General features: G+C 66.1%; 20 protein-coding genes and 1 pseudogene. 12 read left to right on the top strand and 9 right to left on the bottom strand.

Annotated features, from left to right (window positions below; translation table 11 throughout):
- Genes GGC64_RS31915 through GGC64_RS31905 form a run of 3 tightly spaced genes read left to right on the top strand, consistent with a single transcriptional unit; the run spans position 1 to position 2,540 of the window.
- Positions 1-297 (top strand): hypothetical protein, encoded by a 297-nt coding sequence (locus GGC64_RS31915; RefSeq protein WP_192726615.1) that lies wholly within the window; start codon positions 1-3, stop codon positions 295-297.
- 21 nt (positions 298-318) lie between these two features.
- Entirely contained in the window at positions 319-1,152 is an 834-nt protein-coding gene (locus tag GGC64_RS31910) for a helix-turn-helix domain-containing protein (RefSeq protein ID WP_192726614.1), read from the top strand.
- Positions 1,153-1,160: 8 nt separating this feature from the next.
- A complete protein-coding gene (locus GGC64_RS31905) occupies positions 1,161-2,540 on the top strand; it encodes an amidase (RefSeq protein ID WP_192726613.1) in 1,380 nt (459 codons plus the stop codon).
- A gap of 87 nt (positions 2,541-2,627) precedes the next feature.
- On the opposite strand, the gene GGC64_RS31900 is transcribed toward GGC64_RS31905, so the two are convergent.
- Positions 2,628-3,122: a DNA-deoxyinosine glycosylase gene (locus GGC64_RS31900; RefSeq protein ID WP_192726612.1), complete on the bottom strand. Its 495-nt coding sequence runs from the start codon at positions 3,120-3,122 to the stop codon at positions 2,628-2,630.
- A gap of 42 nt (positions 3,123-3,164) precedes the next feature.
- Between GGC64_RS31900 and GGC64_RS31895 the strand changes: the two genes are divergently transcribed.
- From GGC64_RS31895 to GGC64_RS31885, 3 genes are all read left to right on the top strand, one after another.
- Positions 3,165-4,292 carry an adenylate/guanylate cyclase domain-containing protein gene (locus GGC64_RS31895; RefSeq protein WP_192726611.1) on the top strand — a complete coding sequence of 376 codons (1,128 nt, stop codon included), beginning with the start codon at positions 3,165-3,167 and terminating at the stop codon, positions 4,290-4,292.
- A gap of 138 nt (positions 4,293-4,430) precedes the next feature.
- A complete protein-coding gene (locus tag GGC64_RS31890; protein WP_192726610.1) occupies positions 4,431-5,645 on the top strand; it encodes a glycosyltransferase in 1,215 nt (404 codons plus the stop codon).
- Between the two features lie 81 nt (positions 5,646-5,726).
- A complete protein-coding gene (locus GGC64_RS31885) occupies positions 5,727-7,112 on the top strand; it encodes an HNH endonuclease signature motif containing protein (protein WP_192726609.1) in 1,386 nt (461 codons plus the stop codon).
- Here GGC64_RS31885 and GGC64_RS31880 read toward each other — a convergent pair whose 3' ends face one another.
- The 3 genes and pseudogenes from GGC64_RS31880 to GGC64_RS31870 form a co-directional block, all read right to left on the bottom strand.
- Positions 7,113-9,302 (bottom strand): cation-translocating P-type ATPase, encoded by a 2,190-nt coding sequence (locus GGC64_RS31880; protein WP_192726608.1) that lies wholly within the window; start codon positions 9,300-9,302, stop codon positions 7,113-7,115.
- Positions 9,299-10,185 (bottom strand): annotated as a pseudogene (locus GGC64_RS31875) (hypothetical protein). The gene GGC64_RS31880 and the pseudogene GGC64_RS31875 overlap by 4 nt, the downstream one beginning before the upstream one ends.
- Positions 10,185-10,391 carry a heavy-metal-associated domain-containing protein gene (locus GGC64_RS31870; RefSeq protein WP_192726607.1) on the bottom strand — a complete coding sequence of 69 codons (207 nt, stop codon included), beginning with the start codon at positions 10,389-10,391 and terminating at the stop codon, positions 10,185-10,187. Before GGC64_RS31870 ends, GGC64_RS31875 begins: the two are co-directional and overlap by 1 nt.
- 59 nt (positions 10,392-10,450) lie before the next feature.
- Here GGC64_RS31870 and GGC64_RS31865 point away from each other — a divergent pair, with 59 nt between their 5' ends.
- A complete protein-coding gene (locus GGC64_RS31865; protein WP_192726606.1) occupies positions 10,451-11,065 on the top strand; it encodes a DUF305 domain-containing protein in 615 nt (204 codons plus the stop codon).
- 36 nt (positions 11,066-11,101) lie between these two features.
- The gene (dtd, locus tag GGC64_RS31860) at positions 11,102-11,533 is read left to right on the top strand and encodes a D-aminoacyl-tRNA deacylase (RefSeq protein ID WP_192726605.1); all 432 of its coding nucleotides are present in this window, start codon (positions 11,102-11,104) and stop codon (positions 11,531-11,533) included.
- 6 nt (positions 11,534-11,539) lie between these two features.
- Here the strand turns inward: dtd and GGC64_RS31855 are convergent, their stop codons facing one another.
- Entirely contained in the window at positions 11,540-12,391 is an 852-nt protein-coding gene (locus GGC64_RS31855; protein ID WP_192726604.1) for an AIM24 family protein, read from the bottom strand.
- Between the two features lie 38 nt (positions 12,392-12,429).
- Here GGC64_RS31855 and GGC64_RS31850 point away from each other — a divergent pair, with 38 nt between their 5' ends.
- The gene (locus tag GGC64_RS31850) at positions 12,430-12,630 is read left to right on the top strand and encodes a hypothetical protein (RefSeq protein ID WP_192726603.1); all 201 of its coding nucleotides are present in this window, start codon (positions 12,430-12,432) and stop codon (positions 12,628-12,630) included.
- A gap of 90 nt (positions 12,631-12,720) precedes the next feature.
- A complete protein-coding gene (locus tag GGC64_RS31845) occupies positions 12,721-13,290 on the top strand; it encodes a hypothetical protein (protein ID WP_192726602.1) in 570 nt (189 codons plus the stop codon).
- Here the strand turns inward: GGC64_RS31845 and GGC64_RS31840 are convergent.
- Genes GGC64_RS31840 through GGC64_RS31830 form a run of 3 tightly spaced genes read right to left on the bottom strand, consistent with a single transcriptional unit; the run spans position 13,287 to position 19,120 of the window.
- Positions 13,287-15,452 (bottom strand): molybdopterin-dependent oxidoreductase, encoded by a 2,166-nt coding sequence (locus GGC64_RS31840; RefSeq protein WP_192726601.1) that lies wholly within the window; start codon positions 15,450-15,452, stop codon positions 13,287-13,289. The two genes, GGC64_RS31845 and GGC64_RS31840, sit on opposite strands and share 4 nt — an antisense overlap.
- Before the next feature lie 18 nt (positions 15,453-15,470).
- Positions 15,471-17,381: an ABC transporter ATP-binding protein gene (locus GGC64_RS31835; RefSeq protein ID WP_192726600.1), complete on the bottom strand. Its 1,911-nt coding sequence runs from the start codon at positions 17,379-17,381 to the stop codon at positions 15,471-15,473.
- Positions 17,381-19,120 (bottom strand): ABC transporter ATP-binding protein, encoded by a 1,740-nt coding sequence (locus GGC64_RS31830; RefSeq protein ID WP_192726599.1) that lies wholly within the window; start codon positions 19,118-19,120, stop codon positions 17,381-17,383. The genes GGC64_RS31835 and GGC64_RS31830 overlap by 1 nt, the downstream gene beginning before the upstream one ends.
- Positions 19,121-19,304: 184 nt before the next feature.
- Between GGC64_RS31830 and GGC64_RS31825 the strand changes: the two genes are divergently transcribed.
- Together GGC64_RS31825 and GGC64_RS31820 are read left to right on the top strand one after the other, a co-directional pair.
- Positions 19,305-19,826, top strand: coding sequence for a DUF3558 domain-containing protein (locus GGC64_RS31825; RefSeq protein WP_192726994.1), 522 nt, complete (start codon positions 19,305-19,307; stop codon positions 19,824-19,826).
- The gene (locus GGC64_RS31820; protein ID WP_192726598.1) at positions 19,823-20,377 is read left to right on the top strand and encodes a DUF3558 domain-containing protein; all 555 of its coding nucleotides are present in this window, start codon (positions 19,823-19,825) and stop codon (positions 20,375-20,377) included. The genes GGC64_RS31825 and GGC64_RS31820 overlap by 4 nt, the downstream gene beginning before the upstream one ends.
- Here GGC64_RS31820 and GGC64_RS31815 read toward each other — a convergent pair whose 3' ends face one another.
- Positions 20,378-20,884 (bottom strand): histidine phosphatase family protein, encoded by a 507-nt coding sequence (locus GGC64_RS31815; protein WP_192726597.1) that lies wholly within the window; start codon positions 20,882-20,884, stop codon positions 20,378-20,380.
- Positions 20,885-20,976: the final 92 nt, after the last annotated feature.

The following is a 20,976-nucleotide window of genomic DNA, read 5'->3' as shown; positions in this document are numbered from 1 at the left end:
GTGTCCGACTACCTAGACCTTGACGAAGACCTTGACGAGGAACTGACCGATGAGTCCGAAGATGGCGGGACAGTAGAGGACGAAAACGGCCACACGCTCTCCATTCGTCGTGCCACCGGGGAAGAGGTGCTCACGATCTTTTCGCCGGGCGAGGAGTGGAGCGTCTACCTGGCGCCCGGCGGCGCCATGACGAATGCGTTCGTCGGCACCCCGGGTGACCCACTGGTCTGGGTGAATGCGGCCGATCGGCCGATCGAGCGCGACGAAGATGGCACGTACATCATCCGCATCGACTAGCAGTTTCGTAGCCTGACTCTCATGGGCGCCCGCGACACCGCGACACAAGCCGCGCCCATCCGCGGCGTGGTGGGACGGGCAGGCAGCGCGTCGGCGTTCGACCTCGATCGGTGGGCGCCCTCGGATGCCACTGCACGGTTCGTCGAGCACTTCTGGTCGGTGTGCTGGGACCTTCGGGACCAGGCGCCGTTCGACAGCACGGTCATCACCTTCCCGTCGCTGCATCTCACGCACGAGTGGGGCGATGACGGTCCGCGCCACGGCTTTCCGTTGCCGAACACGTTGGTGCACGGCGTGGTGGAGCGCGTGTTCCACACGACGATCAGTGAGCGCGGTCGCGTGGTCGGGGCCCGGTTCCGGCCAGGTGGTTTCACCGCGCGGTTCGGCCGCGACGCTGCCGCCTTGACCGGGCGCATCCAACCGGTGGACGACGAATTGTTCGGCCGGGCAATACATCTCGACGACGACGTCGATTCCGCATCGGCTCGCATGGACGAGCTCATCGGTGACTACGCTGGCGAGCTCGACCCCACGTTCGTGGCATTGACGCATCTGGTCGACCGGATCCGCGAAGACGATCGGCTGCACCGGGTCGAGCAGGTGATGGCGCATTCGCCGTGGAGCGCGCGCACCACGCAGCGGGTGTTTCGCCGGTATGTCGGCGTTCCGGTCAAGTGGGTGCTGTGCCGCTACCGGCTGCAGCAGGCGGCGCTGGAGATCGAGAGCCGGCCAGGCGTCGATCATGCCGACCTTGCCGTCCGGCTCGGCTGGTACGACCAGGCGCACTTCATCAACGACTTCCGCGACATGCTTGGCACCACACCGGGCGAATACGCCTCGACCCACGGAAGTTAGGAGATGGCGTGGACACTCGTGAGCTCGTCTTCGCAGGCGCCGCCGAGCAGGCCCGCGCTCTTGCCGACGGCGTCATCGCAGCACCTGCGTTGCTGGACGTCTACCTGGAGCGCATCGGCCGCCTCGACCCGGAGCTGAGGTCGTATCGGGTGGTGCTGGCCGACAGCGCGCGGCAGGCGGCCGTCACCGCGCAGGCCAGGTTGGACGCGGGGGAGCGGCTGCCGCTGCTGGGCGTGCCCATCGCCATCAAGGACGACGTCGACGTCGCGGGCGAGGTCACGACGTATGGCAGTGCCGCGCACGGGCCTGCCCGCACGCAGGACGCGGAAGTGGTGCGTCGACTGCGTGACGCAGGGGCGGTCATCATCGGAAAGACCGCGGTGCCCGAGATGATGGTGTGGTCGTTCACTGAGACGCTCGCGTTCGGGGCGACGCGCAACCCATGGAACACCGACTACACGCCCGGTGGCAGCAGCGGGGGCAGCGGTGCGGCGGTGGCCGCGGGTTTGGCGGCCATGGCCCTGGGATCCGACGGCATGGGATCGATCCGGATTCCGTCGACGTGGTGCGGGTTGTTCGGCATCAAACCGCAGCGCGACCGGGTGCCGCTGGCGCCGCACGACGACGCATGGAACGGGTTGAGCGTGAACGGCCCGATGGCGCGGACGGTCGAGGACGCCGCACTGTTTCTGGATGTGACTGCTCCGGGCAACGGGTTCGTCGCCGCGGCCAAGCAGGCGCCGGCAAAGTTGCGGATTGCGTTGAGCACCAAGGTGCCTCCGCCGCTGACCGCTCGGGTCGGCAAGGCGCAGCGGGCGGCCGTCGAGCAGGCGGGAAAGCTGCTGCGCGAGTTGGGCCACGAGGTCATCGAGCGGGATCCCGACTATCCGCTTTCGGGGGTCTATGGGCATGCGCTGCCCCGCTACTTCCGCGGGGTGTATGACGACGTGAAGACGCTGCCGCACCCGGAGCGCCTCGAGCGTCGCACCCGTGCGTTCGCGCGGATCGGCGGACTGCTCTCTGATCGTCGGATGAACGCGATCAGGGGGTCGGAAAGCGGCGTGGCCGAACGTATCCAGTCGATCTACGACGATGTCGACGTGGTGATCACCCCTGGAACGGCGACCGGCCCGTCGAAGGTCGGGGCCTACCAGCGGCGCGGGGCGATCGCGACACTGGCGCTAGTCGCCATGCGGGTTCCGTTCCAGGCGATGTTCAACGTGACGGGGCAGCCCGCGGCGGTGGTGCCGTGGGACCTGGACGGCAATGGTCTGCCGACGTCGATTCAGTTGGTGGGCAAGCCATTCGATGAGGCGACGTTACTGTCGTTAGGAGCGCAGATCGAGCAGGCCCGGCCGTGGGCGCAGCGCCGCCCGCCGGTGTCCTGACCCTCAACTACCCGCGAGCGTGCGTGTCTGCACACGACACGCCGCGCAATTCTGGCATTTTGCGCACGCTCGCGGCTCCCGACGGTGTCATGAGTCGCCTATGACCCGCCAGGCGGCCAGCTTGTCCTCGTAGCGCATGGTTTGCGCGGGACTGGTTGACGGCAGCCGCCGATATTGAAAGTCGGGCGCGACGCGGACCAGGCGGTTGAAGTTCTTCTCAGCGGCAGCTCCGTTGAAGAACACCCGCGAGATATCCGAATACTGCTCGAAAAGCTCGCCAAAGTCGTTGGGCACCATGCTATCCGGCTCGACCGCTGAGTCCAGGCTGCCGACTCGCCGGCACGACCGCAGCACGTCCCACACCGCAACGCCATTCACGACCAGCGCCGCGGTCCGCCCGTCATACGGCGCGTCCGCGTCGAACCCGAAGATCGCGCCGGTGATCCTCCAGAACGCGTTCCGCGGGTTCGCGTAGTACTGTTGCGCGCCCAGCGAAATCACGCTCGGCATGTTGCCGAGGATCAGCGTCTTGGCGCCGTCGCCGACAATCGGCGGAAACCCGTGGAGCAGCTCGGAAGCCATGTATCCGAATATTGCCCCACCTCGGCGGTATACGTTGTGGCCGTGGCCGAAGACTTCGATCTCGAAGCGTCCGGGCTGCTCGACGGCCTCGAGGGCGAGGAACGTCAGGAGCGCGCCGAACTGATTCCGTGGCTGCTCGAGCGGGGAGTAACCGTTGAGCAGATCAGGGGCGGGTTCATGCCGGCGCTGCTCGCGTCGCGTCGGCTCCTCGGTGACGACGGCGTCTACGTCTCTGCCAGGGAGACCAGCGAAAAGACGGGCATCGACCTGGACCTGCTTCAGCGCCTGCAGCGCGCCATGGGGCTGCCGCGCGTCGACGATCCCGATGCGGCCGTGTATCTGCGCGCCGACGCGGAGGCCGCGGCATATGCGAAGAAGTCGCTGGACCTTGGCATCGAGCCCGACCAGGTCGTGCAGATCACCAGGACGCTCGCTGAGGGGTTGTCGCGCGCCGCCGAGGTGATGCGCTACGCCGCCTTGGCGTCGATTCTGGACCCATCGGCTTCGGAGCTGCAGATCGCGAAGAACACCGAAGCGTTGATACGTGAGATCGCTCCCATGCTCGGCCCGATGATTCAGGAAATGCTGCGCCTGCAGTTGCGCCACCTGATGGAGACCGAGGCCGTCACGGCCAGCGAAAGGGCCGAGGGGCAACGCCTGCCAGGCGCTCGCCTGGTCACCATCGCGTTCGCCGATCTCGTCGGCTTCACCCGTCTCGGCGAGGTGGTGTCGCCCGAGGACCTCGAACGGCTGGCACACCGCCTCGGCGAACTCGCTCGTGAGGTCGCCGTCCCGCCGGTGCGCTTCATCAAAACCATTGGCGACGAGGTGATGTTGGTCAGCCCGGAACCGGTTCCGCTACTTGAGGCGGTGCTGGACCTGGTCGACGCGACCGAGGGCGATGATGACTTTCCTCGACTGCGCGCGGGCATCGCCACCGGGATGGCGGTGAGCCGGGCCGGCGACTGGTTCGGCAGTCCGGTGAACCTCGCCAGTCGTGTGACGAGCGCGGCGCGGCCCGGTTCGATACTGGTCTCGGAGCAGACCTACGAAGCGATCGCCGACGACGGCCGATTCACCTGGTCATTCGCGGGAGCGCGGCACCTGAAGGGCATCAAATCCGACGTCAAGCTGTTCCGTGCGCGAAGGGCGACAGTCGAGAGCGACTGAGTGCTGACCCCCTCCCACTCTCAATCTATAGCGCATAGGGGGGCTTGCGGCAAGACCCCGGTGGTGCCGCAAAATCCTCCCCTACCTGCGGTGTGGGCCCAGGCCGAAGCCAAAACTCGTGGAAATGGGGCAGCGAAAATGCGTGTGTTGTTGTCGACGTGGGGGTCGCGTGGAGACGTCGAACCGGTGCTGGCGCTTGCGGTGCGACTGCAAGAACTCGGTGCGCAGGCTCGGGTGTGCGCGCCTCCGGACTTCGCCGAGCAATCGGCACGCCTCGGCGTCGAGATGGTCCCTGCCGGTCAGTCGGTGCGCGCGCTGGTGCACGGGAGCGACGGAAAGAAGCCGTCGACACCGGCCGACGCACCACGCGTGGCAGCCGGGTTGGTCGCTGCGCATTTCGAGATTGTCGGAGCCGCGGTTGAGGGTTGTGACGCGGTGGTGGCGACGGGCTTGATGCCTGCCGGTGTGCGGTCGGTGGCCGAGAGTCGAGGCATCCCGTATGTGCTCGCGGCCTTCCACTCGGGTTCGTTTCCTTCGCCCACTCAGCGGCCGCTGCCGCGGCCCGGCAAGCCGTTTCCGCCGGGCGAGACCGACAACCGGGTGCTGTGGGCCATCGACGCCGAACGAGTAAACGCGTTGTACGCCAAGCCGCTCAACGAACGTCGCGCCGCGATCGGGCTGCCGCCGGTCGACAATGTCCGCGACCACGTGTTCACGGACCGTCCATGGCTTGCGACGGACCCGACGCTGTCACCATGGCCCGGTTCGCCGTACCTCGACGTCGTGCAGACCGGCGCGTGGATCCTGCGCGACGAACGCCCGCTGCCTGCCGACCTGGAGAGCTTCCTGGACGCCGGAGAGCCTCCGGTATTTGTCAGCATGGGCAGCGTGCGCGCCCCCGAAGACGTCGCCAGGGTGGCGATCGAAGCGGTTCGCGCGCAGGGCCGCCGCGTGGTCATCGGTCGCGGGTGGGCCGACCTCGCTCTGATTGACGAGAAAGACGACTGCTTCGTCGTTGGCGAGGTCAATCATCAGGCGCTGTTCGGCCGGGTCGCCGCCGTCGTGCACCATGGCGGTGCGGGGACGACCACGACGACCGCTCTGGCGGGCGCGCCTCAGGTGGTGGTGCCTCAGATCGCGGATCAGCCGTACTGGGCCGAACGTGTGGCAGAGCTGGGAATCGGTGCGGCACATGATGGTTCGACACCGACGGTGGAGTCCTTGGCTGCCGGACTCGCGGTCGCGCTGGCTCCGGAGACCCGGCTGCGAGCGAAGGATGTGGCGGGCATGATCCGCACCGACGGGACCACGGTGGCCGCGAACCTCTTGCTCGAGGAGGTCTCGCGCGTCTGACGCCAAACCTCTTGTGTCACTTTGATTTCACTGGCACCAACCCGGCCATTCTTGTCGGAGCATCGAACTAATGTTCGAAGCATGACGTCGGGTGCGGTTGCGGATCGCGAGGAGATTCTCGTGACTGTTGCGCGCTGGGAACAGGCCCAGGTCGACATGGCCGGGCTGTCGTTCGGCGCGTTGACGGGGCCCGAGGTGCTTGGCATTCAGAAGCGGCTCGAGGTCGGGTATCGCCGTCAGCCCGCCGTCGATCACCGGCTGATTCATCAGCTCACTTCGCAGTGCACGCCGACCGAGCTAGGTGCCAGGTCCTGGGCCAAGGTGCTCTCCGAAGCGCTTCGGATCTCGGAGGCCGAAGCGAAGCGTCGCATCAAACAGGCCGCGATGTTGGGGCCGCGGACGGCGTTGAGCGGAGAAGCGTTGGCCCCGTCGTTGCCGAATGTGGCTGCGGCCCAGGCCCGTGGCGACATCGGGGCCGAGCATGTGCGGATCATCGAGAAGTTCTTCGATGACCTGCCCAGTCACATCGACGGTCAGACCCGTGGATCGGCCGAGGCCGATTTGGCGTGCGTCGCTACCAGGTTGGGGCCGACGCAGTTTCGGGCGGCGATGGAACGCTTGGCGCTACTGCTGAACCAGGATGGTGATCTGCCCGACGACGCCGACCGGGCGCGGCGGCGATATCTGACCATCGGCAAGCAGGACGTCGACGGGATGAGCGAGGTCCGCGGTCTGCTCGACCCCGAAGCCCGCGCGACATTGGATGCGGTGTTCGCGAAGTTGGCGGCGCCGGGCATGTGCAACCCGGACGACGAATCGCCGTGTGTGGATGGCGAGCCCAGCGACGAGGCGGTGCTAGCCGATACACGGTCGGCGGGGCAGCGCAACCACGATGCGCTCAAGGCGATGGGCCGATCGGTGTTGGCCTCGGGAGAGTTGGGTAAGCATAACGGGCTGCCTGCCACGATCATCGTGTCGACGACGCTGCAGGACCTGCAGTCAGGCGCCGGGGTCGCGGTCACCGCGGGCGGCACGCTGCTGCCGATGCGCGACGTGATCCGATTGGCATCTCAGGCCAATCACTATCTGGTGGTCTATGACAAGCACACCCGCGAACCGCTCTACTGCGGCCGGGCGAAACGTTTCGCGACACCTGGGCAGCGCATTGTGTTGCATGCCATGGACCGTGGTTGTACGCGGCCGGGTTGCACCGCGCCAGGGTACTGGTGCCAGGTTCACCACGTCGACGGCTGGGCCGCCGCGGGCGGTGAAACCAACATCACCAACGCGACGCTTTCCTGTGGCCCGGATAACCGCCTCGTCGAGGAGCAGGGGTGGACCACCCGAAAGCGCAAAGACGGCCGCACCGAATGGATTCCACCACCACATCTGGACGTCGGGCAGGAACGCGTCAACGACTACCACCATCCCGAGAAATATCTGGTGGCCGAAGAGGACGACCCATAGCTACCGGTACGCGCTGAATCGGCGCAGCCTCAGGCTGTTGCTGACAACGAATACGGAGCTGAAAGCCATTGCAGCGCCGGCGATCATCGGGTTGAGCAAGCCGGCCGCGGCCAATGGCAATGCCGCGACGTTGTATGCGAACGCCCAGAACAGGTTGCCCTTGATAATCGACAACGTCCTGCGCGACAACCGAATCGCGGTCGGCACGGCGCGCAGGTCGTCGCGTACCAGCGTCAGGTCGCTCGCCTCGATTGCGACGTCGGTGCCGGTACCCATCGACAAGCCGAGATTCGCTTGGGCGAGCGCAGCGGCGTCGTTGACGCCGTCGCCGACCATCGCTACCACTCGACCGTTGGCCTGCAGCCGCTTCACCGCTGCCACCTTGTCCTCGGGCAGCGCCTCGGCGATCACTTCGTCGATTCCGACCTGCTTCGCAACGGTCCGTGCAGCGTCAGCGTTGTCACCCGTCAGCAGGATCGGCGTCAAGCCGAGATCGCGCAACTCCCGGATAGCGTCGGCCGACGTCGGCTTGACGGCGTCGGCGACGACGAGCACTCCGCGCGCCTTGCCTTCCCAGCCGACAACCACCGGCGTCCGGCCATGAGATTCGGCCTCCTGCATGGCCTTTGCGAGGTCATCGGGCAGGTCTAGCAGCCGGCGTCGGCCAACCAAAACCGTGTGCCCCTCAACGAGGCCCTGGACACCCAGCCCATCGAGGCTCTTGAAGTCGTCCACGATCGGTAGCTCGCCGACTTTCTCGCGCGCGCCGCTCGCGATCGCCTTGGCGATCGGATGCGACGACGCATCCTCGAGCGCGCCGGCCAATCGCAACACCTCGTCCGGTTGTTCACCATCGGTCGTGATCACGTCGACCAGCGTCATCGTCCCAGTGGTCACCGTGCCTGTTTTATCCAAGATGATGGTGTCGATGCGGCGCGTGGACTCGAGCACTTCCGGCCCTTTGATCAGGATGCCGAGTTGTGCACCGCGACCAGTACCCACCATCAACGCGGTCGGTGTGGCCAAGCCAAGCGCACATGGGCACGCGATGATCAGCACCGCCACCGCAGCCGTGAACGCCGCTGCGGCGGATCCGCCTGTGCCGAGCCAGAAGCCCAAGGTCGCTACCGACAACGCGATGACGATCGGCACGAACACCCCGGAAATCTGATCCGCCAACCGCTGCGCCTGCGCCTTGCCGTTCTGCGCGTCTTCCACCAGGCGGGCCATCTGCGCTAGCTGAGTATCCGAGCCAATGCGGCTGGCCCGGACCACAAGCCTGCCATCGACGTTGACGGTCGCACCCACTACGGCATCGCCTGGCCGGACATCCACCGGCACCGATTCCCCAGTCAGCATCGACGCGTCAACCGCTGAACTGCCCGAAACGACCACGCCGTCGGTGGCGAACTTCTCTCCCGGACGCACGACGAACTCGTCGCCGACCGACAAGCGTTCGATCGGAATGCGTTGCTCTGCACCGTCTTTGAGCACCGCGACGTCTTTGGCGCCGAGTTCCAGCAGCGCCTCCAGGGCCGCACCGGCTCTCCGCTTGGCGCGGGCCTCGAAATAGCGGCCTGCGAGGATGAACGTGGTCACTCCCGCCGCCGCTTCGAAGTAGACGTTGCCGGTTCCGTCGGTGCGCGCGATCGTCAGCTCGAACGCATGCTTCATTCCCGGCATGCCCGCATTGCCCCAGAACAACGCGTAGATCGACCAACCGAGCGCGGCGAGCGTGCCCATCGAGATCAGTGTGTCCATGGTGGCGGTGCCATGCCGCAGATTCGTCCACGCCGCCTGGTGAAACGGCCACGCACCCCAGATGACCACCGGCGCCGCCAGCGCCAGCGACAGCCACTGCCAGTTGCTGAACTGCAGCGCGGGCACCATCGCCATCGCGATCACCGGAACCGTCAGCACCGCCGAGATCAGCAGTCGCTCCCGCAGCGACGCCGTCGGATCAGCTGTCGTTTCGATGGCTTCCTCGGGAAGGTGCGCCTGGTAGCCGGCGTCTTCGACCGTGGCCACCAGCTGACCTGCGGTCACGGCATCGCCGTATTCGACATGCGCCTTCTCGGTCGCGAAGTTCACCGTGGCGGTGACGCCCTCGAGCTTGTTGAGTTTCTTCTCGATCCGATGTGCACACGACGCGCACGTCATGCCGTCGATCGCGAGCTCGACCGACGTCATCGAGACTCCCTGTCGCCGACGGGCACGGTGAACTCAGCGGTGCGCACCACACCAGCATGCTGGAAATCGAGGAACAGCCGGTAGTCGCCCCCGCTCGGAAAGACGGCGTGGAAGCCGATGTCGGGTCCTGAAGCAGTCACGCCATCGCCCGGCGTGCCCATCGGGTGGACGTGCAGGTAGGCCAGGTCCGCCGCGCGCAGCGCAACCAGATGGCCGTATGCACCCAGGTACGGCTGCAAATCGGTGACCGGCTTGCCGGCGCGGCTCACCGACATTGTCAACATAGCCGGCTCATCCGCTTTCGCCGTCCCGCTCAAAGTGACCGTGTACCCGTCGACGACCGACGTCGCCGCGACTGGCGACAGCGGCTGCGGGGCGTATTCGCCGCCGACGTGCACGTTGGCCCCCAACGTCATCGCGGGGCCACCGGCCGGGGTGAAATCGGCGAACACGCGATAGTCGCCGCCAAGGCCGAGATCGACTGGTACATCCCATGTTCCATCGGACCGAGCCTTGGGTGCACATGCTGGTAACGCGTCAAATCGTTGCGGACCACGATCAAATGCAACAGCTTTTCGTGGTTCTCGATGTACCGCATGACCGGCGCGCCGCTGGCGTCGAGGATCCGAAATCGCAGCGGCACCCGGCTGGCGGCCTCGTATCGATCTTCGGCCAGCGAGAGCGTGTAGCCGTCTTGCATCGACGACAGGCCACCGGGCAACTCGGTCGCGGCGCCGTGGTCTCCGTGACCGTCGTCGTGTCCGGTTGCCTGCTGCACGACCACACCGCCCTCGGGCCCGACGGCCCTGCCGAGGAAGACGGCGACGGTGAACACCACGGCCAGGCCGACCATGAACGCGACGATCTTCTGTGCGGCGTTCATCAGCCGGCCAACCGGTAGCCGGCTTCCTCGATGGCGGTCTTGATCGCCGCCGCCTCGACAGGTCGTCCGCTCTCGATGACGACCGTTCCGCTGCCGAGATCGACATTGACCGCGTGCACCCCGGGGATATCGGAGATTTCCTCACGCACCGTCGAGGCGCAGGAACCGCAGCTCATACCCGTGACGGTGACCGTCGTTGTGCTCATGTGTCATGTGTACCATACCCCCCTAGGGTATTAAAAGTGTGTAGAAAGGAACGATGACCATGTGGAAGCGAACGACCGTGATCGGTGCCGGCGCCTTGGCGGTGCTGGCCATCTCGACAGGCTGTAGCAGCTCGACCCAATCCGAGCATCCCGCTGAACACTCCATGTCGGCCATGACCGCCGCACCGACCACGAGCGCAGCGGCGCAGGCCCACAACGACGCAGACGTGATGTTCGCCCAGCACATGATTCCGCACCACCAGCAGGCGGTCGAGATGAGCGACATGGTCCTCGGCAAGCAGGGCATCGATCCACGCGTCACCGAACTTGCCAATCAGATCAAGGCCGCCCAGGGACCCGAAATCCAGTTGATGCAGGGTTGGCTCACTCAATGGGGCACGCCCGCCATGCCGCCCATGTCCGGTCACGAGATGCCTGGCATGAGCGGCATGATGTCCGACGCAGACATGACGGCGCTGACCTCCGCGCAGGGCGTCGACGCGAGCAAGCTGTTCCTGACGCAGATGATTGCGCATCACGATGGCGCAATCACGATGGCGCAGAACGAAATCAAGGATGGCCGATATCCAGCCGCGATCGAACTTGCCAACGCGATCGTCACCGCCCAGCAGAAAGAGATCGAAACCATGAGGGGCATCCTGGCGACGCTCTAGTTGTGGCGTTGGGTGCGCATGGCAGCATCTGCGGTCATGCGCATCCTCGTGCAACGGGTGACCTCGGCATCGGTGACTGTCGACGGTGAGATCGTCGGCGCCATCTCCCCGGACGGTCAGGGCCTGCTCGCGCTCGTCGGCGTCACGCACACCGACGATGCGGCGAAGGCACAGCGACTGGCCGAAAAGCTATGGCAGCTGAGGATTCTCGACGACGAGAAGGCCGCGGCAGATGTCGGCGCACCGATTCTGGTGGTCAGCCAGTTCACGCTCTACGCCAACACCGCGAAGGGCAGGCGCCCGACGTGGAACGCCGCCGCTCCTGGCGCGGTGGCCGAACCGTTGGTGACGGCGTTCGCCGAAGCGCTCCGACGCCTCGGCGCCCACGTCGAAACCGGCGTGTTCGGCGCGGACATGCAGGTCGCGCTCGTCAACGACGGCCCGGTGACGGTGCTGCTGGAGGCTTAGTGAGTGCTAGCCCGTCGCGACCGGCGGAATGCCCTCCGACGGCTGGACGATGACAAAGCCCTGCCCGTAGAACGACACCTGAAGCGCCTCGCCGGAACCGCGACCGATCAGCGCGCCTGCCTTGAAGCTCGTCTTCAGCTGCGTCTGCAGATTCGCCGACCACGCCACCACGGCATTGGTGTCGGCGAACGTCGGCGCCTCGGCCGCGTTCAGCACGACAGGCGGGCCATCGGTGGTCAGCGCCACCCAACCGGTGCCGCGCAGCGTCGTGTTGAACAGACCGCCCGCGACCATGCTGCCGCCCTTCACCCGCTCGATGTTCCAGTCGAGGCTCGAGGAGAACGCCAGCACATTCTTGCCGCTGATCGACAGTCCGGCATTGTTCAGGTTCAGTAGATGTACGTCGTAGGCCCGCTCGGCGAGGAAGACATCGCCCTGACCCTGGCAGCGCATCAGCGGCAGTCCCTCACCTGTCAACGCCTTCTTGATGAATTTCGTTGCGCCGCCGCCCTCGAACGAGAAATCCACGTTGCCTTGATAGGCGACCATCGCACCCTGTCGCGCCATGAACGGTTCGCCGAGGCGCACGCGCAGCAGCTTCGAGTTCTGGTTCGCGATCGGTTTGGCTTCCTTCTCGCTGAACCGGCCGTCGACGAGATCGCCGGTGATGCCCGAGAATCCGTCACCGACCGGAGCGGCCTGCGGTGGCGCCGGTGACGCAGGCGGCCCACCCAGCGGTGCGCGGCTCACCTGCCCGCGATGGGACACCTGATCGGTCCATTGCCGGCCGTCGAACCACCGGTACTCGTAACGGCCTTCGGGGTCGGGGCGCCAGCTTCCAGGTCCAGTTCCTGTCATGCCGTCCAAACTAGGGCAACCGCTGGCATTCTTAGGTGATGGCAAAGGAAATCGACCGGGTTCGGGCGCAGAGCGCCCTTGCGGTCATCAAGCAGCACCCCGGCATGGTGCTGTTCGCCGTCTCGCCGGTCCTCATCGGGGTAGGGCTGGTGTGGTGGTTGGTCAGCCCGGCCCTGGCCGTGCTGCTGTTGATCGGGGCGGTCGTCGGCGGCGGCGCCGTCGTGCTCATGAAGCGCTAGACACCGGCTGACGCTGCTAGCGGCGATCACGGCCGTTCGCTTGCGGTGAAAGGCGTCCCATCAGCGTTGTAACGGTGTAATCATGTAATCATGCGACAACATCACCTCCATGGCCGACGGTCGGGCCGCTCCGGCGGCTGGCAGCAGGCCGAACAACCCGATGCAAGCGATGCTGCCGACTGGTTCGCCGGCCGGTTGCCCGATGGCTGGTTCGACGGCGACCCGACGGTCGTTGTCGACCGCGAAGAGATCACTGTGATCGGCCGACTGCCCGTGGCCGACGGAGAAGAGAGCGAGGCGCGCGCCTCAGGCAGAGTCTCGCGCTTCCGCGAAGAGACCCGAGCCGAGCGCATGCACATCGCCGACGAAGCCGAGGCCCGCTACGGCCGGAAAGTGGCTTGGGGGGTAGAGGTGGGCAGCGCCGAAAACCCAGAGCGAATTCTGTTCACCCACATCGCCGTTCCGGTGATGACCCGGCTCAAGCAGCCGGAACGTCAGGTGCTCGACACGCTGGTCGACGCGGGGGTGGCGCGGTCGCGCTCCGATGCGTTGGCCTGGTCGGTCCGCCTGGTTGGCGAGCACGCCGACGAATGGCTTGGCAAGCTGCGCGACGCTATGAAAAACGTCGACGACCTGCGCGCCGAGGGCCCGCAACTCTAGGCCAAGCGTTCTATTCCGACGTACGACGAGCTCAGTGCGGCGGTCTGCGACAGCGGGTCGACGGGTCCACCGTCGATCAGCAGATTGCGGTTGGCGCCGTAGGACTCCGGCTGCGCGCCGCCGCGCGGGTCGAAAATCCTTGAGCCCCAGCCATGGTCGATGACGACCACGCCACGCCGAGGTCGCTCGTCGACCGACGCCGCCAGTTCGATCGCGCCGACAGGGGAGTAGACCCTCACCTTGTCGCCGTCTTGGACGCCAAGCGCGGCCGCGTCGTCGGGATGGATCACCACCTCGTTGTCCTTGCCGGACGGATGCAGACCGGGCAACTCGTTCAGCCATGAGTTCATCGAGTGACGGTTTCGCCGGTTCGCGAGCTGGAACGGATACTCGGCAGGCGCCTGCGGCGTATGTTCGGCGAGCAGCTCGCGCGCCCGCTGCACGAACTCCGGCGGCGCCGCGTGCACCTTCTTGTCGTCGGTGCGCAGCGCTTGCCGGAAGTGTCCGAACTCGCGAGGGCCGAGCACCCAGCCGTGCGGGTGTGCCATCACGTCACGCCATTTGATCCTGCGGCCGTTGACCTTTCGCCCGGTGGAGACCACCAGCCGGTCGACCCAGTGCGGCCCGAACTCCAACGCGGGCTTGCGCGTCAGCCGCGCCAGTCGGCGCGTCGCCTTGACGAATCCATTGAACCCCCTGGCGCCGAACAACGGCTTGCGCATGGCGATCGCCAGATCGACGAAGATGCGCCATTCCTGACGCGCGCCGGGCGGTGGTTCAACCGCTTTGCGTCCGTACTGCAGGTACGGCTCGTCGTGCATGTTGCTGGTGAACGCGAGCAGGTCGTCACGCTCCAGCCAATGGACGGCGGGCAGCAGCCAGTGCGCATGCCGGTGGCTTTCGCGCTGCACAAAGTCGATGGCCACCAACAGATCCAGCTGGGCCAGCGCCTCGTCGAGCTTGGCGCCGTCGGGTCCCGAGACCACCGGATTGCCGCAGTTGATCAGCATCGCCTTGATCTGGCCGGGACCCGGAGTTGTTATCTCATCGGGCAATTCGCTTAGCGCATGCGCGCCGGCAACCATGCCGCGGCCGGCAACGCGACTTCTATGGGGTGACTGCTTGATCATGCCGGACAGCCGGATGGCGTCCACGTAGCCGGGCTCATACCTGCGACCGCCGGGACGATCCATCCTGCCGGTGATCACGTTCAGCACGTGCCCGAGCCACTCCGCGACGGTGCCTGCAAGGTGCAGCGAGACGCCGGTCCGTGTCACCACCATCGCGGCGCGCGCTGTGGCGAACTCACGCGCCACCCGTTCGATCTGAGCGCGCGGAATGTCGCACCGCACTGCCAGATCGTCGAGGTCGGCATCGGCGACAAGCCGGCGCAGATCGTCGACGCCCGTTGCCAGTTCCGTGCAGTCCTGCTCATGTTCGAGGCGCTCGTCGAGGATCACCTTGACCATCGCGAGCAGCAGTGCCCAGTCCTGCCCGGGCCGCACGGCGAGGTGGACGTCGGCCTTCTCTGCGGTCTCTGTCCGCAGTGGGTCGACGACGACGATCGTCGCGCCCCGCTTTTGTCGCTCCACCGCGCGCCGCCATCCACCAGGCACCGTCTCGAGCCAATTCCACGCGCTGACAGCGGGATTGGTGCCGACGAGCAGAAAGTAGTCGCAGTTGTCGATGTCGGACACCGGCGCCATCAGCATCGAACCGTACATCGCCGTTGCGACGACGTGCATCGCGTTCTGGTCCACCGAGCCGACGAAGTACCGGTTGTGCGTGCCGATGCCGTCCAGCCATGCGTTCATGAAGATGATGTTCGACGACGAGAAGCCGGACGGATTGCCGTAATAGATGCCGACCGCATCGGGCCCGTCGGCGTCGATCAGCGCGTTCATCCGGGCGGCGATGTCACCGATCGCCTCCTCCCAACTGGCCTCCACGTATGTATCGCCCACCCGGCGCATGGGGTTGAGGATCCGGCGCGGATGCTCGACAAGCTGGTTGGCGGTGCGGCCCTTGGCGCAGAAGTCCTGCCACGTGTGGGGGTTCTGCTTGTCGGGCGCGATCTTGGTGACCCGGTTGTCCTCGACCGTCACTTCGAGACCACAGCAGGCCAGGCAGTATCGGCAGAACGTGTGCACCGTGGCGGTCATGCACGCACCATAGCCCCGCTAGACCTGCGTCATCTCCCAATAAGCGCCATGCTTAGCCAACAGTTCCTGATGACTGCCTCGCTCGACGATCCGGCCCGCCTCCATCACCAGGATCACGTCGGCATCGCGGATCGTCGAAAGCCGGTGCGCGATGATGAAACTCGTGCGATCGCGGCGCAGTTCGCCCATCGCGTGCTGGATCAGCAGCTCCGTTCTGGTGTCCACCGAGCTGGTTGCTTCGTCGAGAACCAGCAGCTGGGGGCGGGCCAGGAAGGCGCGGGCGATGGTGATCAGCTGCTTCTCACCCGCACTGATGTTGCCGCCGTCGTCGCTGACGACCGTCTGGTAGCCGTCGGGCAGCGTATGCACGAACCGGTCGACGTAGGCCGCCGTAGCGGCAGCGATTACGTCGTCCTCGCTGGCATCGGGTCTGCCGTAGGCGATGTTGTCGTAGATCGACCCGCCCAGCAGCCAGGTGTCCTGCAGCACCATGCCGATCCTTGACCGCAGTGACTGCCGGTCCACCGACGAGATGTCAACGCCGTCAACGAGAATGCGTCCCGAGTCCACGTCGTAAAACCGCATCAACAGGTTCACCAGCGTGGTCTTGCCCGCGCCGGTTGGCCCGACGATCGCCACTGTGCTGCCGGGCTCCGCCACCAGTGACAGGTCTTCGATCACCGGTGTGCCTGGCTGGTAGCTGAAGTCGACGTGCTGGAACTCGACCCGGCCGCGCGGGCCGCCGTCCACCGACGGCAGCACCACGCCCGGGTCCGGCGACTCTTCCTCGGCGTCCAGCAGATCGAAAACCCGCTCGGCACTTGCCACTCCGGACTGCAGGGTGTTGTACATCCCCGCGACCTGACTCAGCGGCTGATTGAACTGGCGGACGTACTGGATGAACGCCTGGATGCTGCCCAGCGTGATCTGACCCGTCGCGACCTGCACACCGCCGACCACCGCGACCGCCACGTAGCTCAGGTTTCCGACGAATGTGGTGGCCGGGCCGACCAATCCCGAGAAGAACTGCGCGCCACGGCTGGCCTGGTAGACGTCGTCGTTGAACTGTTCGAACTGCTCCAGCGCCCTCGCCCGGTGGCCGAAGGTCTTGACCACCGTGAACCCGCTGTAGGTCTCCTCGATGTGGGCGTTGAGGCGGCCGGTGTTGCGCCATTGCGCGACGAACAAGCGCTGTGAGCGGCGGGCGATCGCGCGCGTCACCCACAGCGACAGCGGCACGGTGATGACCGTGAGCAACGTCAGCAGCGGCGAGATGGTCAGCATCATCACCAACACCGCCACCACGGTGAGCACCGAAGTCAGCAGCTGGCTGATCGTCATCGACAACGACTGCTGAAGGTTGTCGATGTCGTTGGTGACCCTGCTCAGCACCTCACCGCGTTGCCGGGAGTCGAAGTAGCGCAACGGCAGTCGATGCACCTTGTTCTCGACGTCGGAACGCAGGCCCACCATGGTGCGCTGCACCACGACGTTGAGGATGCGCGCCTGCAGCCAAACCATGAGCGCAGCAACCAGATACAGCCCCAAAGCCAAAAGCAGCGTGCGGCCGATCGCGCCGAAGTCCACGCCACGGCCAGGCACGACATTCATTCCCGACAGCAGATCGGCGAAGGTGTTGTCGCCGCGCGCCCGCGCTGCCGCGATGGCCTGCTCCTTCGTCAGACCAGCGGGCAGTTGGCGGCCGATCACGCCGTTGAACAGCAGATCGGTTGCGTGGCCGAGGATGCGCGGGCCTATCACCCCGATCGCGATCCCGCCGACCCCCAGCAGGATCACGACGGCGGTGAGCCCGCGCTGTGGCGTCAGCCGTTTGACCAATCGGACCGCCGACCCCTTGAAGTCGCGCGACCGCTCCGTCGGTGCCTGCACCACGCCGCGGATCGGCCGTGTCATCGGCCCTGCGGTCATCAGTGGCCTCCCGCCCCGGCGACCAGCGACTGCGAGTCGGCGAACTCGGCGTAGGTGGGGCAGGTGGCCAGCAGCGTGTCATGCGTGCCGATTCCCACCACCCGGCCGTCGTCGACGACGACGATCTGGTCAGCCTCGGCGACCGTCGAGATGCGTTGCGACACAATCACGACCGTCGAGTCCGCCGACACCTCGCGCAGCGACGCGCGGACGCGGGCGTCGGTGTGCACATCGAGTGCGGAGAACGCGTCGTCGAACAGGTAGATCGCCGGACGGCGGATCACGGCGCGTGCGATCGCCAACCGTTGCCGTTGGCCTCCCGAAAAATTGATGCCGGCCTGCGCGACCGGCATCGCCAAACCGTCGGGGTGGGCGCGGACGAAATCGTCGGCGGCCGCGACCCGCAGCGCATCCCACATCTCCTCGTCGGTCGCGTCGGCCTTGCCGTATCGCAGGTTGTCTGCGACCGTGCCGGAGAACAGGTAGCCACGCTGCGGCACCAGGCCGATGGCCGACCACAGCTGTTCGGTGTCGTAGTCGCGCACGTCGACGCCGTCGATGCGCACCGATCCTGCGGTGACGTCGTACAGTCGGCAGATCAGCGCGATCAGGGTGGACTTCCCCGAACCGGTCGACCCGACGATCGCGGTGGTGGCGCCGGGTAGCGCAGTGAACGAAACATCCTGCAGCACAGGGCGGTCGGCGCCGGGGTAGCTGAATGTCGCACCGTCCAACCGGGTTTCGCCGCGAACGGTGTCGGGTCGCACCGGCGACGGAGGGCTGGTGATGCCGGGCGTAGTGGACAGCACGCCGGTGATCCGTTCGGCGCATACCGACGCGCGCGGCAGCAGCACCAGCATGAACGTGGCCAGCAATACGGCCATCAGGATCTGCATGAAGTAAGAAAGGAACGCGATCAGCGAGCCCACCTGCATCAGCCCGGCGTCAATTCGCAAGCCGCCGAACCAGATCAGCGCGACGCTGGAGATGTTGATCACCAGCGTGGTGACCGGCAGCATCAACGCCTGCAGCCGGCCGGCTTCCAGCGCGGAGTCCGATAGGCCCTGGTTGGCAACGCCGAATCGGTTGCGTTCGAACGCCTCCCGCGCGAAGGCCCGGATCACCCGAAGGCCGGAGAGCTGTTCGCGCATCACCCGGTTGATGCTGTCGATCTGACGCTGCACCCGACGGAAGATGGGCAGCAGTCGCGACACGATCAGATAATTGGCGACCGCCAGCACCGGCACACTGATCAACAGCAGCCACGACAGGCCCGCGTCCTGATGTATCGCCATGAAGATGCCGCCGATCGACATGATCGGCGCGGTGATCAGCATCGTGCAGGTCAGCTGCACGAACTGCTGGATCTGCTGGACGTCGTTGGTGGTCCGGGTCAGCAGCGACGGGGCGCCGAATCTAGCCGTCTCCTCTGCCGAGAAGCTGGTGACGTGGCTGAAGATCGACCTGCGCAGGTCACGCCCGACCCCCATGCCTGCCCGCGACCCGAAGTACACCGCGCCGACCGCGCACACCACCTGCATTCCGGTAACGGCGAGCATCACGCCGCCGAGTTCGGCGATCCGCCGCAGATTCCCTTGGGCGACGCCGTCGTCGATGATCGCGGCGTTGACGGTGGGCAGGTACAGCGACGCGAGCGTGCTGATGAGCTGGAGACCCGCCACGGTCGCGAGCAGAGAGCGGTACGGACGCGTATACCGTCGCAGCAACGCCCAGAGCATCCCGCTACTGTCGCATACCCCGCCCACCGAAGTTGTGTTCGGCAGCGCCACCTGAGAATTCGCTTAATGAGCTGGTCAATCGGCATGTCGGTGGTTGAGGTGTTGGGGTGCCGCTACAGTGCATGGCGTGACCCCCAGCAAGTGCGCGACCGGGAAGCCGCGGTCCGCGAAGGCGCTGGCCGCAATGGCCGCGGCCATGATGCCGCTGTTTGCGGCGTGCTCGAGCGATTCGGGGGGCTCGACTTCGCCTAGCGTTCCGCAGTCGCCGGGCCCGTCGCAGAACGCCTCGCACGGCCCGATGTTTCCCGAATGCGGCGGCGTCACCGACCAGACGATCGCCGAACAGACCCGGGTCACCGGCCTGGTGAACACCGCGCGCAACTCGGTGGGCTGCCAGTGGCTGCAGGGCGGCGGCATCCTGGGCCCGCACTTCTCCTTCACGTGGTATCGCGGCAGCCCGATTGGGCGCGAACGCAAGACCGAGGAACTGTCGCGGGCCAGCGTCGAGGACATCAACATCGAGGGGCACAGCGGGTTCATCGCCTTGGGCACCGATCCGACGATCGGCAACAACCTGTGCGAGGTGGGCATCCAGTTCCAAGACGATTTCATCGAGTGGTCGATCAGCTTCAACGAACAGCCGTTCCCGGATCCCTGTGACGTGGCCAAGGAACTGACCCGACAATCGATTGTGAATGCGAAATGAGCCGCTTGCGCCGTCGCGCACTGGCCGGCGTGGTCGCCGCGATGTCGGTGTTGGTGCTGCTGACCGGCTGCACATCAACGGTTCAGGGAACCGCGACGAAGTCGGGAACGGGCGACGTGCCCCGCAACGACGACTCGGCCAAGCAGTACCCCAACCTGCTCAAGGAATGTGAGGTGCTGACCGAGGACATCCTCGCCAAGACCGTCGGCGCCGATCCGCTGGACATTCAGAGCACGTTCGTCGGCGCGGTGTGCCGCTGGCAGGCGGCCAACCCGGCGGGCCTGATCGACATCACCCGGTTCTGGTACGAGCAGGGCAGCCTCGACAACGAGAAGAAGGTCGCCCAAAGCCTGAACTATCAGATCGAGAACCGCTCGATCGCGGGTGTGCCGTCGATAGTGATGAAGCCCAACGATCCCAACGGGGCGTGCGGAGTCGCCAGCGACGCCGGCGGTGTGGTCGGTTGGTGGGTGAACCCGCAGACGCCGGGCATCGACGCATGCGGGATGGTCGTCAAGCTGATGGAACTGACGCTGGCCACCAGTTCCTGATCACCTGGGCACGTGGAAGCCGACAAGTGTGGCGCCGCTGAGCGTCAGCTTGTCCCACGGCTCACCGGTGCGCAGCACCGCGATCGCAGAGGTCGGGAACTTCGCCGAAATGCGTTCGGCCGCTGTGCTATTGCTTCCGTCAACGGAGGCCAGGCCGAGCGCCAACGACGACATCGTCGGCTCGTGTCCGATCACCAGCAGGGTTTCGACGTCGGGTGCGACCCGGTTTATCTCCTCGATCACCGTGCCAGGTGTTGCGTCGTATAGCCGGTCAAGGTAGTCAACCGGGGCGTCGATACGGGTCCGCGCCAGCGTCTCGCGGGTGCGGGTGGCCGTCGAGCACAGCACCGCGTCCACCGCGGGCGCGTTGGCCCGCAGCCAATCGCCTGCCAGCGTGGCCTCCCGTTCACCCCTCGGCGCCAGCGGGCGCTCATGGTCGGCCACACCGGTCGGATAGTCCGATTTGGCGTGCCGAAGCAATAGCAGAGTGCGGTAGCGGTCGGTCACACCAATAACGGTAGGGCATGCCGACGCACGTCCCGAGACTTGTCGGCGGGCGGACCTACACTCGCGGTGCCGAGGAGATACAGGACATGAAA

This window comes from Mycobacterium sp. OAS707, assembly GCF_014873705.1.
Taxonomy (GTDB): domain Bacteria; phylum Actinomycetota; class Actinomycetes; order Mycobacteriales; family Mycobacteriaceae; genus Mycobacterium.
This window is presented reverse-complemented; position numbering and strand designations above follow the sequence as displayed.

Bases quoted from the DNA above. Each gene is read 5' to 3' on its own strand.
- GGC64_RS31910 (WP_192726614.1), top strand. From the start codon at position 319: ATGGGCGCCCGCGACACCGCGACACAAGCCGCGCCCATCCGCGGCGTG.
- GGC64_RS31825 (WP_192726994.1), top strand. From the start codon at position 19,305: ATGGCCGCGGCCATGATGCCGCTGTTTGCGGCGTGCTCGAGCGATTCG.
- GGC64_RS31880 (WP_192726608.1), bottom strand. From the start codon at position 9,302: ATGACGTCGGTCGAGCTCGCGATCGACGGCATGACGTGCGCGTCGTGT.
- GGC64_RS31845 (WP_192726602.1), top strand. From the start codon at position 12,721: ATGCGACAACATCACCTCCATGGCCGACGGTCGGGCCGCTCCGGCGGC.
- GGC64_RS31840 (WP_192726601.1), bottom strand. From the start codon at position 15,452: ATGACCGCCACGGTGCACACGTTCTGCCGATACTGCCTGGCCTGCTGT.
- GGC64_RS31870 (WP_192726607.1), bottom strand. From the start codon at position 10,391: ATGAGCACAACGACGGTCACCGTCACGGGTATGAGCTGCGGTTCCTGC.
- GGC64_RS31850 (WP_192726603.1), top strand. From the start codon at position 12,430: ATGGCAAAGGAAATCGACCGGGTTCGGGCGCAGAGCGCCCTTGCGGTC.
- dtd (WP_192726605.1), top strand. From the start codon at position 11,102: ATGCGCATCCTCGTGCAACGGGTGACCTCGGCATCGGTGACTGTCGAC.
- GGC64_RS31835 (WP_192726600.1), bottom strand. From the start codon at position 17,381: ATGACCGCAGGGCCGATGACACGGCCGATCCGCGGCGTGGTGCAGGCA.
- GGC64_RS31890 (WP_192726610.1), top strand. From the start codon at position 4,431: ATGCGTGTGTTGTTGTCGACGTGGGGGTCGCGTGGAGACGTCGAACCG.
- GGC64_RS31900 (WP_192726612.1), bottom strand. From the start codon at position 3,122: ATGGCTTCCGAGCTGCTCCACGGGTTTCCGCCGATTGTCGGCGACGGC.
- GGC64_RS31855 (WP_192726604.1), bottom strand. From the start codon at position 12,391: ATGACAGGAACTGGACCTGGAAGCTGGCGCCCCGACCCCGAAGGCCGT.
- GGC64_RS31820 (WP_192726598.1), top strand. From the start codon at position 19,823: ATGAGCCGCTTGCGCCGTCGCGCACTGGCCGGCGTGGTCGCCGCGATG.
- GGC64_RS31885 (WP_192726609.1), top strand. From the start codon at position 5,727: ATGACGTCGGGTGCGGTTGCGGATCGCGAGGAGATTCTCGTGACTGTT.
- GGC64_RS31865 (WP_192726606.1), top strand. From the start codon at position 10,451: ATGTGGAAGCGAACGACCGTGATCGGTGCCGGCGCCTTGGCGGTGCTG.
- GGC64_RS31830 (WP_192726599.1), bottom strand. From the start codon at position 19,120: ATGCTCTGGGCGTTGCTGCGACGGTATACGCGTCCGTACCGCTCTCTG.